The organism is Variovorax sp. KBS0712, assembly GCF_006323185.2.
GTDB classification, from domain to species: domain Bacteria; phylum Pseudomonadota; class Gammaproteobacteria; order Burkholderiales; family Burkholderiaceae_C; genus Variovorax; species Variovorax boronicumulans.
In genome coordinates this window covers 1,852,274-1,867,729 of the sequence record NZ_VCCD02000001.1, presented here as the reverse complement: position 1 = coordinate 1,867,729, position 15,456 = coordinate 1,852,274, and the positions used below count along the sequence as shown (strand labels likewise).

Below are 15,456 nucleotides of genomic sequence, written 5' to 3'. Positions count from 1 at the left end.
GCGGTGCGGCTAGCGCAGGTCGACGCGCTGCGCGCCGGCGGCCGACAGGCACAGCAGTTGCGCACGTGGCGGATGGGCGGCGGCATCCCAGTCGCTTAGCACGATGCGACGCAGGCCGTGGCCCAGGTCGTGGACGGCGGGGCGGTGGGTGTGGCCGTGGATCAGCGCGCTGGCGCCCGCGTGCTGCAGCCATTGGCGGGCCGCGTCGGCGTCCACGTCAGCCCAGAGGGTCGAGGGATCGCGCTTGCGGTCTTCGCTCTGTGCGCGGATGGCGCGGGCAAGCGCGCGGCGCTCTTCCAGCGGGCGCGCGAGGAACGCGGCCTGCCATTCGGGCGTGCGCACCTGGGCGCGAAACTGGAGGTAGTCGGTGTCTTCGAGGCAGAGGGCGTCGCCGTGGCTCAGCAGCCAGCGTTCACCGTGCAGCACCAGCACGGTGGGGTCGTCGAGCAACGTGAGACCGCATTGCGCGGCAAAGGCCTTGCCGACGAGGAAGTCGCGGTTGCCGTGCATGAAGAACACCGGCAGGCGCTGCGCGGTGCGTTGCAGCAGCTCGACGCACTGGGCCTCGAAACCGGGCTGGGCGGCGGCATCGTCGCCCACCCACACCTCGAACAGGTCGCCGAGGATGACCAGCGCATCGGCCGGCGTGGTCTGCAGATAGCCCTGCCAAGCCTCGAAGGTGGCCAGCTCGCTGGCCTGCAGGTGCAGGTCGGAAATCAGGTCGACGGTGCGCCACGCGGGCGGCGCCACCAGCTCGGAGAAAGCCGGGTTCGCCACCGGGGTCATGCCGCTGCGCCGTGCCTGAAGTGCATCACTCGACAGTAACGACTGCCTTTTCGATCACGACGTCCTCGAGCGGCACGTCGTCATGGAAGCCCTTGCGGCCCGTCTTCACGGCCTTGATCTTGTCGACGACATCGGTGCCGCCCGTGACCTTGCCGAACACCGCATAGCCCCAGCCTTGGGCCGAGGGGGCGGTGTGGTTCAGGAAGCCGTTGTCGGCCACGTTGATGAAGAACTGGGCGGTGGCCGAGTGCGGTGCGCTCGTGCGGGCCATGGCCACGGTGTAGTTGGCGTTCTTGAGGCCGTTGTTGGCTTCGTTCTCGATCTCGGCGCCGGTGGGCTTTTGCTTCATGCCGGGCTCGAAACCGCCGCCTTGCACCATGAAGCCGGGGATCACGCGGTGGAACACCGTGTTGTCGTAGTGGCCCTTCTTCACGTACTCGATGAAGTTGGCGGTCGACTTCGGTGCCTTCACGCCGTCGAGTTCGAGCGTGATGACGCCGTAGTTCTTGATGTGCAGTTCGACTTGGGGGTTGCTCATGAGTTAGCTCCTTCTTCGGAAACGGGATTACTTCGCCAGCGTGGCGGACTTGATGGTGAGGGTTTCGACGGGCACGTTCTGCATGCCGCCCTGGTTGCCGGTCTGCACGGCACGGATCTTGTCGACCACGTCGGTGCCGGCGACGACCTTGCCGAACACGGTGTAGCCGTAGCCGTCGGGGTTGGGCGCGTTGAGCGAATCGTTGTTCTTCACGTTGATGAAGAACTGCGAGGTGGCCGAATTGGGGTTGCCGGTGCGGGCCATCGCGATCGTGTACTTGTCGTTCTTCAGGCCGTTGTTGGCCTCGAGCGGGATCGGCGGGCGCGTGGGCTTTTGCTGCAGGTCGGCGGTGAAGCCGCCGCCCTGGATCATGAAACCGTCGATGACGCGGTGGAACACCGTGCCGTCGTAGTGCTTGTCCTTGACGTACTGCAGGAAGTTTTCGACCGTCTTGGGGGCCTTGGCCGCATCGAGCTCGACCACGATGTCGCCCGCCGAGGTGGCGAGCTTGACGCGCGGCGCGGCCTGCTGGGCGTGCGCGCCGGCGGCGGCGCCGAGGGCCAGGGCCGCGGCCAGTGCGAGGGCGCCGCGGCGGCTGAAACGGGAAAGTGCAGAGGTCGTCAAATGAGGCTCCGTGTGCGGGTGGAGGGGAGGGCGGTGGGCCTGCGATGGCGCAGGTTGAGAGGCAACTGTGTGCGCACCGCCGGATTGCAAGAGGCTGTTACTTGGTCGTGCGGCCCACGGGCTTGCGCACTTCGGGCGGCGCGGCCGGCAGCACGGCCGCATCGGCCGCGGCCTTGGGCGTGAAGATCTGGCGGATCAGCGCGAGCTTGGGCGCGACGCTCGCATTGGTGGTCGCGAACTGCTGGGCGCGCTGGTATTCCTGGGCCGCCAGGCGCGCGTACACGTCGCCGAGGTTTTCGTGCGCGGTGGCGTAGTTGGGGCTGAGCTTGAGCGCGGTTTCGAGCGCGGCGCGGGCCTGGTCGAACTTGCTTTGCGACGCGTACAGGGCCGCGAGGTTGTTGTAGGGCTCGGGCAATTCCGGGAAGTCCTGCGTGAGCTGCGTGAACGCGGTGATCGCGTCGGCGGTCTTGTTCTGCTCGGTGAGGATCACGCCGCGCAGGAAGCGCATCTGCGGGTCGCGCGGCTTGCCGGCGATGTAGGTGTCGGCCTTGGCCAGCGCCTCGGCGGACTTGCCCTGGCGCAGCAGGAGGTTGACGTCGTCGTAGTCGTTGGCGTGCGCGGCGAAGCCCCACAGACCGAAGAGCAGTGCAAGGGCGATGGGGAGTCTGGAGAACGCGGCGTGCTTCATGAAGCCTCGGCAGGATTGGGGGAGAGCGGGGGCCTGGAGAACACCCGGATGCTGCGTGGCGGCAGCCGTTTATACTGCGTCGCATTGTAGCCGAGGGGCCACGTCGAACCCCTCGTAGCCACGCCCCCCGTCACCCCTGAAATACACCGTTGCTCGCCCGTACCGCACGTGCGCGAATCAACGCTTTCCGAGTCTCATGAGTCTGCGCATCTACAACACGCTGTCGCGTGAATTGGAGGATTTCTCCCCCCTGCAACCTGGACAGGTTCGCATGTACGTGTGCGGCATGACCGTCTATGACCTGTGCCACATCGGCCACGCCCGCATGATGATGGCGTTCGACGTGGTGCAGCGCTGGCTGCGCGCCAGCGGCTATGCCGTGACCTACGTGCGCAACATCACCGACATCGACGACAAGATCATCGCCCGCGCGGTCCAGCGCGGCATCACCATCCGCGCGCTGACCGACGAGGTGATCGCGGCCATGCACGAGGACATCGGTGCGCTGCGCATCGAACCGCCCACCATCGAGCCGCGTGCCACCGAATACGTGCCGCAGATGCTCGGCATCATCGAGACGCTGGAACGCAAGGGCCTGGCCTACCGTTCGGACAACGGCGACGTGAACTACGCGGTGCGCAAGTTCCCCGGCTACGGCAAGCTCTCGGGCAAGTCGCTCGACGAACTGCATGCGGGCGAACGCGTCGCGGTGCTCGACGGCAAGCAGGACCCGCTCGACTTCGTGCTCTGGAAATCTGCCAAGCCGACCGAGCCCGACGACGCCAAGTGGGACAGCCCCTTCGGCACCGGCCGTCCGGGCTGGCACATCGAGTGCTCGGCCATGAGCTGCGCCACGCTCGGAGAGACCTTCGACATCCACGGCGGCGGTGCCGACCTGCAGTTCCCGCATCACGAGAACGAAATTGCGCAGAGCGAGGGCGCCAACGGCAAGCCGCTGTCGCGCTTCTGGGTGCACAACGGCTTCGTGCGCGTGGACAACGAGAAGATGTCCAAGAGCCTGGGCAACTTCTTCACCATCCGTGAAGTGCTGCAGAAGTACGACGCCGAGAGCCTGCGTTTCTTCCTCGTGCGCACGCATTACCGCAGCGCGCTGAACTACAGCGACGCGCACCTCGACGACGCGCGCAATTCGCTCAAGCGCCTGTACACCGCGCTCGACCTGGTCGCACCCGCGACCGTGGCCATCGACTGGACGCAGCCCCACGCGACGCGTTTCAAGGCGGCGATGGACGAAGACTTCGGCACGCCCGAAGCCATCGCCGTGCTGTTCGAATTGGCCGGCGAAGTCAATCGCACGAAGTCCGCAGACACCGCGGGCCTGCTCAAGGCGCTGGCCGGCACGCTCGGGTTGCTGCAAGGCGATCCGAAGGCGTTCCTGCAGGCGGGCACCACGCTCGACGAAGCCACCATCCAGGCGAAGATCGATGCACGCGCGGCGGCCAAGGCGGCGAAGAATTTCGCCGAAGCTGATCGCATTCGCCAGGAACTCCTCGAGCAGGGCATCGTGCTCAAGGATTCGCCCACGGGAACGACCTGGGCGGCTGCACAGTGAACGGAACGACGAACCCCGTACCCGCCACCCAGCAGACCAGCGTGCGCATCTACACGCCGGACTATTGGGAGGAAGCCTGCAAGCACCTGGCCAAGAAAGACCGCGTGATGAAGCGGCTCATTCCGAAGTTCGGCGAGGCCTGCCTCGAATCGCGCGGCGACGCCTTCACCACGCTGGCGCGCAGCATCGTGGGCCAGCAGATCTCGGTGAAGGCCGCCCAGTCGACCTGGGACAAGTTCGCGGCGCTGCCGCGCAAGCTGACGCCGGCCAACGTGCTCAAGCTCAAGGTCGACGACATGCGCGGCGCCGGGCTGTCGGCGCGCAAGATCGAATATCTGGTCGACCTGGCCCTGAATTTCGATTCGGGCACCGTGCACGTCGACCGCTGGAAAGACATGTCGGACGAGCTCATCATCGAGGAGCTCGTGGCCATCCGCGGCATCAGCCGCTGGACTGCCGAGATGTTCCTCATCTTCCACCTGATGCGCCCGAACGTGCTGCCGGTCGACGACCAGGGCCTGCTCAACGGCATCAGCGTGAACTATTTTTCGGGCGACCCGGTCAGCCGCAGCGATGCCCGCGATGTCGCCGTGGCCTGGGCGCCGTATTGCAGCGTGGCGACTTGGTATATTTGGCGATCGCTGGACCCCGTGCCGGTCGTTTACTAAGGATCACCCCCAGGCTTCGCGCACTTCGTGTCGCTTCGCCAACCCCCTTCGAGGGGGCAACACCGCAGGCCCGGCAAAGCCGGTTCCTCGGTGTTTCTGGAATAAATGCAAAAGAGCCGGATGGCCGGTCAATTGATGAAATAAACAGGAGAAGACGTTGGCGAAACGAACCTTCCTCGACTTCGAGCAGCCCATTGCTGAACTCGAAACAAAGATCGAAGAACTGCGTTATGTACAGACCGAATCGGCGGTCGACATCTCGGAAGAAATCGATCAGCTCGGCAAGAAAAGCCAGCAACTCACCAAAGACATCTACAGCGACCTGACGCCCTGGCAGATCACCAAGATCGCACGGCATCCGGAGCGCCCGTACACGCTCGACTACGTCAACGAAATCTTCACGGACTTCGTCGAGCTGCATGGCGACCGCCATTTCTCGGACGACCTGTCGATCGTCGGTGGCCTGGCGCGCTTCAACGGCGTGCCCTGCATGGTGCTCGGTCACCAGAAGGGCCGCGACACGAAGGAGCGCACCGCGCGCAACTTCGGCATGAGCAAGCCCGAGGGCTATCGCAAGGCGCTGCGTCTCATGAAGACGGCCGAGAAATTCAAGCTGCCGGTGTTCACCTTCGTCGATACGCCCGGCGCCTACCCCGGCATCGACGCCGAAGAGCGCGGCCAGTCGGAAGCCATCGGCCGCAATATCTTCGAGATGGCGCAGCTCGAGGTACCCATCATCGTCACCATCATCGGTGAAGGCGGTTCGGGCGGCGCGCTGGCCATTTCGGTCGGCGACCAGCTCGTGATGCTGCAGTACTCGATCTACTCGGTGATCAGCCCCGAAGGCTGCGCGTCCATTCTCTGGAAGACCAGCGACAAGGCGCAGGAAGCCGCAGATGCCCTGGGCATCACGGCGCATCGCCTGAAGGCACTGGGCCTGGTCGACAAGATCGTCAACGAACCCGTCGGCGGGGCGCACCGCGACCATCGCCAGATGGCCGCGTTCCTCAAGCGCGCCCTCAACGACGCCTTCCGCCAGGTCAGCGACCTGAAGACGAAGGAACTGCTGGACCGCCGCTACGAGCGCCTGCAGAGCTACGGCCGGTTCAACGACACCAAGGCCGACAACAGCCGCTGAGCGGCTTTCCCTTTTCCATCATGAGCGAAGCCTTCGAACGCGCCATGGCCGCGTTCGAACCGGCGAGCCTGCCGCTGGCCGTCGGCTTCAGCGGCGGTGCGGATTCGACTGCCTTGCTTGCGGCCTGCGCGGCGCGATGGCCGGGGCAGGTGATCGCCTTTCATGTGCATCACGGCCTGCAGGCGGCGGCCGACGACTTCGAGCGGCAGTGCGCGCAGGTCTGCGAGCGGCTCGGTGTGCCGTTGGTGACGCACCGGGTCGATGCGCGGCATGCGTTGGGCGACAGCCCCGAGGATGCCGCCCGGCGCGCACGTTATGACGCGTATGCGGCCATGGCGCGTGCCGACGGGGCGCGGCCCGCGGTGTCGTCCATCGCACTGGGGCACCATGCCGATGACCAGGTCGAGACGCTGCTGCTGGCGCTGTCGCGCGGCGCCGGCCTGCCGGGCCTGGCCGCGATGCCCACGCACGCCGTGCGCGACGGATTGAACATCCATCGACCGTTGCTCGCGGTGCCGGTGGCCGACATCCGCAGCTGGCTGGCGCAGCAGCAGTTGCCGTGGATCGAAGATCCGAGCAACGCCGACGCGCGCTACACGCGCAACCGCATCCGCGCCGTGCTGCTGCCGGCGCTGGCGGACACCTTCCCGCAGTTTCGTGCGACCTTCGCCCGCAGCATCGGCCACGCGGCGCAGGCCCAGCAGCTGCTGGGCGAACTGGCGGCACAGGACCTGGCTGTGGTCGGTGAACCGCCGCAGATCCGGCTGCTTCAGGCGCTGTCCCGGGCTCGGCAGGCCAACGTGCTGCGCCACTGGCTGATGCAGTCGCACGGCTGCGCTCCGAGCGCGGCGCAGCTCGAGCAGCTGCTGGACCAGGTCCGCGCCTGCACCACGCGCGGCCACCGCATCCACCTCAAGGTGGGCGCGGGCTTCGCCGAGCGCAGGGGAGAGCGGCTGCATTGGTACAATGCCCCGCCCTCGCTGAAGACTTCGCTCTGACGGCTTGCAGGGCGCCGCTTTCCAGGCGGCCCTTTATCTTTCTCTGATTTCATCCATGGCATTGATCGTTCACAAATACGGCGGCACGTCGATGGGCTCGACCGAGCGCATCCGCAATGTCGCCAAGCGCGTCGCCAAATGGGCGCGTGCGGGTCACCAGATGATCGTGGTGCCCAGCGCCATGAGCGGCGAAACCAACCGCCTGCTCGGTCTTGCCAAGGAGCTCTCCCCGGGCAAACCCGGCGTGGCCTATCACCGCGAACTCGACATGCTCGCCTCGACCGGCGAACAGGCGTCGTCGGCACTGCTGGCCATGGCGCTGCAGGCCGAGGGCGTGGAGTCGGTGAGCTACGCGGGCTGGCAGGTGTCGGTGCGCACCGACAACTCCTACACCAAGGCCCGCATCGAGAGCATCGACGACGCCAAGGTGCGCGCCGACCTCGCAGCCGGTCGCGTGGTGGTCATCACCGGCTTCCAGGGCGTGGACGACGAGGGCAACATCACCACGCTGGGCCGTGGCGGCAGCGACACCTCGGCGGTGGCCATCGCGGCGGCCATGAAGGCCAGCGAGTGCCTGATCTACACCGACGTCGACGGCGTCTACACCACCGACCCGCGCGTCGAGCCCGACGCGCGCCGTCTGACCACCGTGAGCTTCGAAGAGATGCTCGAGATGGCCAGCCTGGGCTCCAAGGTGCTGCAAATCCGCTCGGTGGAATTCGCCGGCAAGTACAAGGTGCCGCTGCGTGTGCTCTCGAGCTTCACCGCATGGGACATCGACATCAATGAAGAGGCCAAGTCCGGCACGCTGATCACTTTCGAGGAAGACGAAAACATGGAACAAGCCGTCGTATCCGGCATCGCATTCAATCGCGACGAAGCCAAGATCTCGGTGCTCGGCGTGCCCGACAAGCCGGGCATCGCGTATCACATCCTCGGTGCCGTGGCAGACGCCAACATCGAAGTCGACGTGATCATCCAGAACCTCAGCAAGGACGGCAAGACCGACTTCAGCTTCACCGTGCATCGCAACGAGTTCGCGCGCACGGTCGAGCTGCTGGAGTCGAAGGTGATGCCTTCGCTGGGCGCCACCGAAATCGTGGGCGACACCAAGATCTGCAAGGTCAGCATCGTGGGCATCGGCATGCGCAGCCACGTGGGTGTGGCGAGCAAGATGTTCCGTGTGTTGAGCGAAGAGGGCATCAACATCCAGATGATCTCGACCAGCGAAATCAAGACCTCGGTCGTGATCGACGAAAAATATATGGAATTGGCGGTGCGCGCACTGCATAAAGCGTTCGATCTGGACCAACCGAGCGCTTAAGTAATGGCATAATTGCGGTTGCTTTCAGGAACTGTGACCGAGTGGCCGAAGGTGCTCCCCTGCTAAGGGAGTATGGGGTGTAGAGCCTCATCGAGGGTTCGAATCCCTCCGGTTCCGCCAGGATTGGCTTCCTGATCACTTTGCAGTGATCAAACAGCCCAAAAGAGCCCCGCCAGTCGGGGCTTTTTTGCGTCTGCTCGCAATGCGTGGCTGCCCGCCGAAAAGGCGAGGCGATGTCTTCAGGACGGCTGCGGTCCGAGCACGGGCAGCGTCGCGATCAGCGCTGTGCCCACATGCAGTTCGCAAGGATCGCAAGGCACCGCAATCTGCCGGCCGTCGAAGCGCACCCGCACATGCGGATAGGTCGCTCCGGTGATGGTGCCGAGCCGGCCTTCGCAGACGACGCGATCGCCGCGACGGAACGACCGGCCGAACCGGAGCTTGATTTTTTCAAAACTCATTTCAGTGTCTCCTGGGTGTGCATCCGATGCTCAGCGCACCGGGTCGGGTTCGAGCGGTGGCCGCACGAGGGTCGCGGCCGTGTCCTGCAGGATCAGCGCGTGATCCGGGTCGTGGCTGAGGTAGGGGCTGGTCAGCAGCTGGCCGATCAGCCGGTCGAAGTGGAACCGGACCTTGGCCGGCTCGGGATGCGCGGCGTACAGCGCGCGCAGCATCGAGACGACGGCGCTGGTCTGCGTGGTCAGGACCTCCATGGAACCCAGGCGGCCCGCCGCTTCGAAAACTGCTTGTTGATCTGAGGGGGGCATCCGGGCCTCCTTTTTGGGGCGTTGGCATGTCCAACGCAAAAAGAGGCTGAAAGGCTTACTTCGAGAGGATCGCTCCCCAGAATTGGTGATGTCCCGCCTTCGATTCGTGACTTATTTCACGAATTTCGACTCACTGGCGCTGGGCGGGCGCAGACCCCAGCACCTCGGCCAGCACCCGCAAGGCGTCGGTCGCCAGGTCCGAAAAGCGCACCGAGCAGGCCAGCATGAGGTTCAGCGGCAGCCCGAAATCTTCGATCAGCGTGCCCTCGGGGTCGCGCAAGCTGCCGTCCGGGTCGCGGCCGACGACGCCTGCCGTGGCGGCGCGCTGCGCATAGGTGCCCGGCGGAACGCCGTAGGCGGCCACCGGAAGGCCCAGGGCAATGGCCACGCCGACCTCGAACACCGTGCCCGAGTCGGGCTCCAGCCCGCGAAACGGCGCGAGGTTGGCAATGACGCCGTCCGCCGACCGCAGCAGCTTCATGTTTTCTTCGTAGATCCGGCGCGCGGGGTCGGGGCCGGCCGCCTTGCCGTCGAACGGCGGCACGGCCGTCATGCCGAGCGCGTCGCAGGCCAGGGCCAGCGCGGCAAAGTACTGCGCGGCGTCGGGCCGGAACACGTCGGGGCCGGCGAGGTAGACCCGTGGACGCGTGGAAGAGGAGGGCATCTGTCGAGTATGCGACCGCCCCCGGCCAGCGCCAACGGGAAGGGCTGCGGCCCGGTTGGTTACTTCTTCATCGCCTTGACTTCGGCCATGCCCTTGCTTTCGTCTGCCTTGGCCTGCTTCACGCAGGTCGACTTGGCTTCGCCCTTCTGGTCGTCGCATCTTTCCTTGGCGACGCTGTAGGCCACTTCTACCTTGGCTTCGGCCACCTTGCGTGCGTTGCCGTCGCTGGGCTTCATCTTCTGGTCGAGCTCGGCCTTGGCGATCTTTTCCTTGCCCTTGGCTTCCTCGACGCAGACGTCCTTGGCGTTGTCCTTCATGGCATCGCAAGCGGCGCGGTCGGTCTTGTAGTCGGCCGAGATCTTGTCGCGGGCCGCCTTGTATTCGGCGACCGCCGGATCGACAGTGGCCGCGGGCGGCGGGTTCACTTGCGCTTGCGCCGACACGGCCGTGAGACAAGACACGGCAACGGCGCACATCCACATGAGCTTTCTTTGCATGGTCATCTCCTTGAAGGCGCCGGCGGTTGCCTCATTGCGACAAGCGCAAGAGAACCGGCGCCCGAAAACCATCCTAGGAAGCGACGGCGCGAGAGCGGTAGGACGCCTCGCGAAGCCGCCGTCAGCGCATGCTGACGCTCAGTGGCCTTCTGTTGTAGTGCCGTGCGCGCGCATCTCGCTGCGCAGGGCGCGCTGTCCCGAGGCCAAGGCGAGCTCGTAGCTCTCGACCGGGTCGAAGGCGCAGCGAAGGACGGTGGGATGCGCACCGTCGGTGTCGGTTTCAAGCAGCCGCCAGACAAAGGATCCGGGAGCCGGCTCGTCGATGATGAGTTCGATCGGATGTGTCATGGCCCCACCATCTCCGCTCGCGTGGTGCCTGTCTGTAGGCGAAGGCCGACCGATGCCGCGCCGTGCCACCAGAACCCCCAGATCTGGTGATGGCCGCCGCGCCGCCGCGAGGGGACACTGCAGCCTCGCGCGCGAAGCCTGGGTGATGATTCGGGCATGCTTCCCACCTTGTCCGAACCGTCCTGATGTCCGCTTTCTCTCCCCAGCCCGAAGGTCCGGCGATGACGCCGCCGCCCAGCCCCGACCTGCCGGCGCCCGTGCTCATCGTCGAGGACGACGCGCTGATGCAGCGGCGCATCGTTGGCATCCTGAACCAGCTGGGCTACGGCAACGACGTGCTGGTGCTTGCGGCCACGCTGGCCGATGCGCGCATCGAACTCGCGCGCCAGTCGTTCGCGCTGGCGCTGGTCGATCTGGGCCTGCCCGACGGCAACGGCGTGGAGCTGATCGCGCAGATGAGCGCGCCGACCGGTGCGGCAATGAACGCCGACGACGGCCCCGGCATCCTCGTGATCTCCGCCTGGAGCACCGACGACCTGATCCTCAACGCGCTGCGCGCCGGCGCCACCGGCTACGTGCTCAAGGAGCGCGACGACCTGGAGCTGCTGCTGTCGATCCGCAGCGTGCTGCGCGGCGGGGCGCCGATCGATCCGTTCATTGCACGCCGCATCCTTGACCTGACGCAGGCGCCGCCGGCCACGCCGGGGCGCGTCGGCGAAGATGTGCTGACCGCGCGCGAACTGCAGATCCTCCAGCTGGTTGCCGAAGGCCTGACCAACCGCGAGATAGCCGAGCAGATTTTCCTGTCGCGGCACACCGTCGAATGCCACATCAAGAACATCTACCGCAAGCTCACCGTTTCCTCGCGCACGCGCGCCGTTTTCGCAGCGCGTTCGCGTGGCTTGCTGGCCTGAGCCTGTGGTGGTTGTTCGCGCACACGGCATGGGCTGCCGAAGGGTGCGCGCCGCACATCGACAGCGTGCGGGCCGTGCGCGCCACCGCCGGCGCGGGGCCTGAAGCACCGCCGCCCATCGACGGCTGGCAGCCGGTGACGCTGCCCGACCACTGGGCCGAACGCTGGCCCGGCTTCGAAGGCATCGTGTGGTACCGCATCGACTGGCAGCGCCCCTGCGCCGGTCGCGACGACGCGCCGCAGTTGGGCGTGGCCTTCGACTACCTGAGCATGGCCGGCGCGATCTCGCTGAACGACAACCTGCTCTGGCGCGACGCCAGCCTGGTCGAGCCACTGAGTCGCAGCTGGAACACGCCGCGCGTCTTCTTCCTGCCGGCTGCCGCGTTGAACCCCGGCACCAACACGCTGTGGGTGCAGGTGGTGGGCGGCAGCATGTACGGCTCGGGGCTGGGCCGCGTGGTGCTCGGCCCGGCGGACGCGGCGGTGGCGTACCACGACGAACGCCGCCTGTTCGCGCGCGTGCTGCCCGCGGTCAACCTCGTCATCTCGATCACGCTGGGCTGCTTCTTCCTCGTGCTGTGGCTCATGCGCCGGCAGGAGGTCGCCTACGGCTGGTACGCGCTCAGCGCCATCGCCTGGCTGGTGTTCGCGAGCAACACCGTGGTCAGCACCTTGCCGTGGCCGTTCGCCTCCACCGACGCCTGGTCGCGCTGGATCACGGCCTGGATGGTCCTGTACGTGAGCTGCTTCTGCATGTTCATGTGGCACTTCGGCGGCCAGCGCTTTCCGCGCCTGAGCCGCGCACTGTGGGCCGTGGCTGCGCTGGCCGTGGCGGCGATCGCACTGCTGCCGCAGCCTGCGCTGTCGGTCGCGACGCTGGCGGTGTTCATCGTGTACTCGCTGCTCTTCATGGCCGTGTGCGTGCAGTTCATCCTGCGCGCGCTCGACACGAAGAAAACCGAGCACCTGCTGCTGGCCCTGTGCGCCTTCGGCTTCCTGGTGGCCGCGGTGCACGACGCGTTGATGATCCTGCGCGTCATCGACGACCGCTTCGGCTACACCGTGGTTACGGCGCCGCTGATCATGATCGGCATGTCGCTGATCCTGGCGGGCGGCTTCACGCGCAGCCTGCGCCGTGTCGAGAGCTTCAACGACGAGCTGGCGCGCGAAGTGCGCGGGGCACGCACCGAGCTGGCCGACACGCTCAGCCGCGAACACCGGCTCGAACTCGACAACGTGCGGCTGAACGAGCGCCTGAGCGTGGCGCACGACCTGCACGACGGCCTGGGCAGTTCGCTGGTGCGCTCGATCGCGCTGGTGGAACAGTCGGGCGAGGCGCTGCAGCGGCCTCAGTACCTGTCGATGTTCAAGTCGTTACGCGACGACCTGCGCCAGATCATCGACACGCACAGCGGCGGCGCGGCCCCGGTGGCCGCCACGCCCACGCAATGGCTGGCGCCCATGCGCCACCGCTTCGGCCGCCTGTTCGAGGAGATGGGCGTGCGCAGCCACTGGCAGACGCCCGCGGCCTGGCCCTGCGCGCTGTCCGCGCGCCAGGTGCTGGGCCTCACGCGCCTGCTCGAGGAGGCGCTGGCCAACGTGGTGAAGCACAGCCGCGCGCGGACCCTGCGCGTGCAGCTGCTGGCCGACGGCGAAGCGGGCGTGCTGCTGAGCGTCGAGGACGACGGCGTAGGCTTCGACGCGGTGACGGTCGCCTCATCGATCGGCGGACTGGGCCTGCGCAGCATGCAGGCGCGCATGACGCGCATCGGCGGCACGCTGCAGATCGATGCGGACGATGGGGGCACGCGGCTGGAGGCTAGGGTGCAGGCGCCCGCGATGGGCGCTGGCAGCAGCTGAGTCCCGCTGAGCGCGTGATCAGCGCGCCTTGCGGAACGCGCGCACCTCGGGCGCCGGGTGGTCTTCGATGTGCTGCAGCAGGAAATCGAGAAACTCCTGCGCCGACGGCGAGAGCCCGCGGTCCTTGTTGAGCCACACCTGGAACTTGCGGCTGAGTACCGGCGTGACGAGCGGGCGGAATTCGAGTTGCTGGCGCTGCAGCAGCACGCCCGCGTACGGCAAGCAGGTGGTCACGCCCAGGCCGTGCTCGACCATGCTCAGGGCCGTCGTCAGGAAGGCGACTTCATGCGTCGGGCTGAACTCCAGCCGACCCGGCGACGCATACAGCTCGGCGCTGAGCAGCTGCGTGTATTCGCCCTGCAGCGAGATCACGGGGTAGCGGACCAGGTCGCTCCAGGCGACCCGCTGTTTCCTGGTGAGCGGATGCCCCGGGGGCAGCACCGCCAGAAAGGGCAGGGTGAAGAGCGTGCGCGCCACCACGTTGGCGGGCGCGTCGCGCTCGGGGCCGATGGCCAGGTCCACGTCGCCGTTGATGAGCCGGCCCAGCACGCTTTCGACCATCGAGTCCTGCAGGCGCACGCGGATGCCGGGGTACTTCCGGGCGAAGGCGGCCATGATTTCCGGCATGACGGTGCACGCCATCACCTGCGGCACCGCGATGCGCACGGTGCCGGTGCGCAGCTCGCGCAGGTCGGACACCGCATCGAGCGCCATGCCCAGGTCTTGCAGGATGCGTTCGGCCATCGGCAGGAAGACCTCGCCCGCGCTGGACAGCTGCAGCTTGCGCGTCGTGCGGTGAAGCATTTGCACGCCCAGGTTCGATTCCAGGTCCTTGATGAGGCCGCTCAGCGCCGACTGCGTGATGTGCAGCCGCAGGGCGGCCTCGGTCACGCTGCCGGCGCGGGCCACCGCGATGAAGGCGCGCAATTGGCGCAACGTGACATTCATCGGTTTTTCCGATAAGTGGGAAAGAAATATCTGATTGAACCATGAATGAAGCTCGCATCCAATCGCAGCGCCATCACAACAACCACTGCCAGGAGACATCGTTCATGCCCGTTTCTCATCGCCTTGCGCGCCGCGGTTTTCTTTCGCTCGCGGCCGCCGCGCTTGCTTTCGCGGGGGCTCCCGCGCAAGCGCAGGCGCAGGCCTTTCCGTCCAAGCCGATCAAGTGGATCGTCGGCTACCCCGCCGGGGGCGGCAGCGACTTCCTGGCCCGCACCATCGGCGCGCAGATGTCGGTCCAGGCCGGCCAGCCGGTGATCGTCGACAACCGGGCAGGTGCCGGCGCCATCATCGGCGCCGAGGTCACGGCCCGGTCGCCGGGCGATGGCTACACCGTGTTCACGGCCGACAACGGTGTGCTCGTGTACAACCCCGCGCTCTACAAGAAGCTGCCCTACGCCGTCGACCGCGACTTCGCGATGCTCGGCCTGATGGCCCGCACGCCGCTCGTGCTGGTGGCGGCGCCCTCGACGAACCTCAAGACCATCGGCGCCCTGATGGAGCAGCTCAAGAGCAAGCCGGGCACGCTGTCGTACGCCTCGCCGGGCAACGGCAGCCCGCACCACCTGGCAATGGAGCTGTTCCTGAGCCGCAGCGGCCTGTCGACCATGCATGTGCCGTACCGCGGCGCCGCGCCCGCGCTGCAGGACGTGATGGGCGGGCAGGTGCCGTTGATGGTGGTGGACACCTCGTCGGGGCTCAGCGCCATCCAGTCGGGCAAGGTCGTTCCGCTGATGGCGTTCAGCGCCAAGCGCCTGCCGATCCTGCCCGCCGTGCCCACGGTGGGCGAGCAGGGCTTCAAGGATTCGGAAGCCTACGCATGGCAAGGGCTGGTGGTGCCCGCCAGCACGCCCGTCGCCATCCAGGAGCGCCTTTCCAAGGAGATGCAGGCGGCGGTGGGCAACGAGGGCGTGCGCAAGAAGCTGCAGGAAGGCGGCTGGGAGCCCGTGCCGAGCGACAGTGTGCTGATGAAGACCTACGCCTTCGCCGAGACCAAGAAGTGGCACGTGCTGATCCGTGAGCGCGGCATCTCGCTGGACTGACGACGCCGCCTCGTGAGGGGGC

18 protein-coding genes and 1 tRNA gene are annotated in these 15,456 nt (G+C 66.7%); 9 read left to right on the top strand and 10 right to left on the bottom strand.

Annotation, left to right across the window (positions count from 1 at the left end; translation table 11 throughout):
- Positions 1 to 9: 9 nt before the first annotated feature.
- From FFI97_RS08625 to FFI97_RS08610, 4 genes are all read right to left on the bottom strand, one after another.
- Positions 10 to 786, bottom strand: a complete 777-nt coding sequence (locus tag FFI97_RS08625; protein ID WP_095745034.1) for a UDP-2,3-diacylglucosamine diphosphatase — start codon at positions 784 to 786, stop codon at positions 10 to 12.
- A gap of 25 nt (positions 787 to 811) precedes the next feature.
- On the bottom strand, positions 812 to 1,324 hold the full coding sequence (locus FFI97_RS08620; protein WP_070060416.1) for a peptidylprolyl isomerase: 513 nt from the start codon (positions 1,322 to 1,324) through the stop codon (positions 812 to 814).
- A gap of 27 nt (positions 1,325 to 1,351) precedes the next feature.
- Positions 1,352 to 1,948 carry a peptidylprolyl isomerase gene (locus FFI97_RS08615; protein WP_139705494.1) on the bottom strand — a complete coding sequence of 199 codons (597 nt, stop codon included), beginning with the start codon at positions 1,946 to 1,948 and terminating at the stop codon, positions 1,352 to 1,354.
- 97 nt (positions 1,949 to 2,045) lie between these two features.
- On the bottom strand, positions 2,046 to 2,636 hold the full coding sequence (locus FFI97_RS08610; protein WP_139705495.1) for a tetratricopeptide repeat protein: 591 nt from the start codon (positions 2,634 to 2,636) through the stop codon (positions 2,046 to 2,048).
- Positions 2,637 to 2,832: 196 nt separating this feature from the next.
- Between FFI97_RS08610 and cysS the strand changes: the two genes are divergently transcribed.
- The 6 genes from cysS to FFI97_RS08575 all read left to right on the top strand — a co-directional run bounded on the left by cysS (position 2,833) and on the right by FFI97_RS08575 (position 8,457).
- Positions 2,833 to 4,209 carry a cysteine--tRNA ligase gene (cysS, locus tag FFI97_RS08605; RefSeq protein WP_139705497.1) on the top strand — a complete coding sequence of 459 codons (1,377 nt, stop codon included), beginning with the start codon at positions 2,833 to 2,835 and terminating at the stop codon, positions 4,207 to 4,209.
- A complete protein-coding gene (locus FFI97_RS08600) occupies positions 4,206 to 4,877 on the top strand; it encodes a DNA-3-methyladenine glycosylase family protein (RefSeq protein ID WP_095947831.1) in 672 nt (223 codons plus the stop codon). Before cysS ends, FFI97_RS08600 begins: the two co-directional genes overlap by 4 nt.
- A gap of 157 nt (positions 4,878 to 5,034) precedes the next feature.
- Positions 5,035 to 6,015, top strand: coding sequence for an acetyl-CoA carboxylase carboxyltransferase subunit alpha (locus FFI97_RS08590; protein WP_056582036.1), 981 nt, complete (start codon positions 5,035 to 5,037; stop codon positions 6,013 to 6,015).
- Positions 6,016 to 6,035: 20 nt separating this feature from the next.
- Positions 6,036 to 7,013 carry a tRNA lysidine(34) synthetase TilS gene (gene tilS / locus FFI97_RS08585; protein ID WP_139705499.1) on the top strand — a complete coding sequence of 326 codons (978 nt, stop codon included), beginning with the start codon at positions 6,036 to 6,038 and terminating at the stop codon, positions 7,011 to 7,013.
- A 55-nt stretch (positions 7,014 to 7,068) separates the two neighbouring features.
- On the top strand, positions 7,069 to 8,337 hold the full coding sequence (locus tag FFI97_RS08580; protein WP_062480939.1) for an aspartate kinase: 1,269 nt from the start codon (positions 7,069 to 7,071) through the stop codon (positions 8,335 to 8,337).
- Positions 8,338 to 8,364: 27 nt separating this feature from the next.
- Positions 8,365 to 8,457: transfer RNA gene (locus tag FFI97_RS08575), tRNA-Ser, on the top strand.
- A gap of 119 nt (positions 8,458 to 8,576) precedes the next feature.
- Here FFI97_RS08575 and FFI97_RS08570 read toward each other — a convergent pair.
- From FFI97_RS08570 to FFI97_RS08550, 5 genes are all read right to left on the bottom strand, one after another.
- Entirely contained in the window at positions 8,577 to 8,798 is a 222-nt protein-coding gene (locus FFI97_RS08570) for a hypothetical protein (protein WP_139705501.1), read from the bottom strand.
- Between the two features lie 30 nt (positions 8,799 to 8,828).
- On the bottom strand, positions 8,829 to 9,104 hold the full coding sequence (locus FFI97_RS08565) for a hypothetical protein (protein WP_139705503.1): 276 nt from the start codon (positions 9,102 to 9,104) through the stop codon (positions 8,829 to 8,831).
- Positions 9,105 to 9,234: 130 nt separating this feature from the next.
- The gene (locus FFI97_RS08560) at positions 9,235 to 9,768 is read right to left on the bottom strand and encodes a nucleoside 2-deoxyribosyltransferase (protein WP_062480933.1); all 534 of its coding nucleotides are present in this window, start codon (positions 9,766 to 9,768) and stop codon (positions 9,235 to 9,237) included.
- Between the two features lie 59 nt (positions 9,769 to 9,827).
- Positions 9,828 to 10,265, bottom strand: a complete 438-nt coding sequence (locus FFI97_RS08555) for a hypothetical protein (protein ID WP_139705505.1) — start codon at positions 10,263 to 10,265, stop codon at positions 9,828 to 9,830.
- 138 nt (positions 10,266 to 10,403) lie between these two features.
- Complete coding sequence (locus tag FFI97_RS08550) at positions 10,404 to 10,613, bottom strand: hypothetical protein (protein ID WP_139705507.1); 210 nt, start codon at positions 10,611 to 10,613, stop codon at positions 10,404 to 10,406.
- Between the two features lie 185 nt (positions 10,614 to 10,798).
- On the opposite strand from FFI97_RS08550, the gene FFI97_RS08545 reads away from it, so the two are divergent.
- Positions 10,799 to 11,527, top strand: coding sequence for a LuxR C-terminal-related transcriptional regulator (locus FFI97_RS08545; protein WP_260684941.1), 729 nt, complete (start codon positions 10,799 to 10,801; stop codon positions 11,525 to 11,527).
- An 11-nt stretch (positions 11,528 to 11,538) separates the two neighbouring features.
- Positions 11,539 to 13,386 (top strand): 7TM diverse intracellular signaling domain-containing protein, encoded by a 1,848-nt coding sequence (locus FFI97_RS08540; protein ID WP_139705509.1) that lies wholly within the window; start codon positions 11,539 to 11,541, stop codon positions 13,384 to 13,386.
- A gap of 18 nt (positions 13,387 to 13,404) precedes the next feature.
- Here FFI97_RS08540 and FFI97_RS08535 read toward each other — a convergent pair whose 3' ends face one another.
- Positions 13,405 to 14,334, bottom strand: coding sequence for a LysR family transcriptional regulator (locus tag FFI97_RS08535; RefSeq protein WP_139705511.1), 930 nt, complete (start codon positions 14,332 to 14,334; stop codon positions 13,405 to 13,407).
- 104 nt (positions 14,335 to 14,438) lie between these two features.
- On the opposite strand from FFI97_RS08535, the gene FFI97_RS08530 reads away from it, so the two are divergent.
- Positions 14,439 to 15,434 carry a Bug family tripartite tricarboxylate transporter substrate binding protein gene (locus FFI97_RS08530; RefSeq protein ID WP_144004406.1) on the top strand — a complete coding sequence of 332 codons (996 nt, stop codon included), beginning with the start codon at positions 14,439 to 14,441 and terminating at the stop codon, positions 15,432 to 15,434.
- Positions 15,435 to 15,456: the final 22 nt, after the last annotated feature.